2 protein-coding genes are annotated in these 1,856 nt (G+C 70.4%); both read right to left on the bottom strand.

The annotated features are described in order from the left end of the window. The coding region (locus ACZ56B_RS32825; RefSeq protein ID WP_468798745.1) for a beta-ketoacyl synthase N-terminal-like domain-containing protein at positions 1-1,082 on the bottom strand (1,082 nt) is incomplete at its 3' end. Between the two features lie 69 nt (positions 1,083-1,151). Next, positions 1,152-1,856 (bottom strand): acyl carrier protein (locus ACZ56B_RS32820; RefSeq protein ID WP_468798742.1); only part of this gene is annotated, 705 nt, incomplete at its 5' end.

The following is a 1,856-nucleotide window of genomic DNA, read 5'->3' as shown; positions in this document are numbered from 1 at the left end:
TCCGCCGGGCGACCCTGCCCATAGGTGGCGAGCAGCGCCTGGGCCTCGATCGGATCCCCCAGCGACGTGCCCGTGCCGTGCGCCTCCACCGCGTCGATATCCGTGGCCAGCAACCCGGAGTTGGTCAGTGCCTGCCGGATGACACGGCGTTGCGAGGGGCCGTTGGGCGCGGTCAGGCCGTTGGACGCGCCGTCCTGGTTGACCGCGCTGCCCCGCACCACGGCCAGCACCTGGTGACCATTGCGCCGCGCGTCCGACAGACGCTCCAGCAACAGCAGGCCCACACCCTCGGCCCACGACGTGCCGTCCGCACCCTCGGCGAACGCCTTGCACCGGGCGTCCCCCGCCAGACCCCGCTGCCGCGAGAACGCCACGAAGGCGCCCGGCGTGGCCATCACCGCCACGCCACCGGCGAGCGCCATCGAGCACTCACCGCTGCGCAGCGCCTGTGCCGCCAGGTGAATGGCGACCAGGGAGGAGGAGCAGGCGGTGTCGATGGAGAGCGCAGGGCCCTCGAAGCCGAACGTATACGAGACACGGCCTGAGGTGACCGCGCCGGCGCTGCCGGTCAGGGCGTACCCCTCGGCGCTGGACTCCCCGGCCTCCAGGCTCGGGATGTAGTCCTGGGGCTTGGTGCCGACGAAGACACCCACATTGCGGCCCCTCAGCGAGGTCGGGTCGATGCCCGCCCGCTCGAAGGCCTCCCACGAGGTCTCCAGCAGCAGCCGCTGCTGCGGGTCCATCGCCAGCGCCTCGCGCGGTGAGATCCCGAAGAACGCCGCATCGAACTCGGCGGCGTCGGTGACGAAGCCGCCCTCCTTGACGTACGACTTCCCGGCCCGCTCGGGGTCGGGGTCGAAGAGCCCCTTCACGTCCCAGCCGCGGTCCGTCGGGAACTCCGAGATGCCGTCGGTGCCCGCTGCGAGCATCTCCCACAGGTCCTCGGGCGAGGAGACGCCACCCGGAAGACGACAGCTCATGGCGACGATCGCGATCGGATCGTTCTTCTCCGATTCGACCTCGCGCAGCCGCTTGCGCGCCTGGCTGAGATCGGCGAGGGCACGCTTGAGATAGTCACGCAGTTTGTCGTCGTTGGTGCTCATCGAAAGAGTCCTTCTGGCTGATGAAGAGGTGGGGGGCCGGTGCCGCTGTCAGGAGGAGCCGAGCTCGTTCTCCGCGAAGCTGAAGAGCTCGTCGTCGGATGCGGAGTCGAGGTCGAATTCGTCTTCGTCGTCCATCGGGGCACCGGACGTCGCGCACCGGGCCGCCAGGGTCTGGAGACGCTTGGCGGCCTGGGCCATGACGTCCTCGTCCAGAGTCATGCCGCTCAACGAGGCTTCCAGCCGGTCCAGTTCGGCGAGCACGGACATCGGTGAGGCGCCCAGTTGCTCCAGCAGGACGTCGACGAGAGCGGCCGGGGTCGGGTAGTCGAACACCGCCGAGGCGGGAAGCTGGAAGCCCGTTGCTGCCGTGAGGCGGTTGCGCAGCTCCACGCCGGTGAGCGAGTCGAAACCGAGGTCCTTGAAGGCGCGGTCCGGCGCAATGGGGTCGCGTCCTCGGCGTCCTCCCAGTACGGTCGCGGCGTCGGCGCTCACCAGGTCGAGCAGCGTGCGCTGCCGCTCGGCCTGCGGCATCTTGGCCAGCCTGTCGGCCAGCGACTCCTTGGTCATGCCGCCGGTGTCGTTGCCCGCTTCCGTGCGGACGGTCCGCCGGGGCCGGCGGACCAGCCCGCGCAGCATCGGCGCCACCTCACCCGCGGCCGCCTGCTCCGTCAGGGCGGCGAAGTCGAACTTCACCGCCGTCAACGCCGCCTCACCACACCCGACACCGGCGTCGAAGAGCCCCATCCCCTCCTC

It is taken from the genome of Streptomyces sp. NPDC034670 (assembly GCF_055574875.1).
This window is presented reverse-complemented; position numbering and strand designations above follow the sequence as displayed.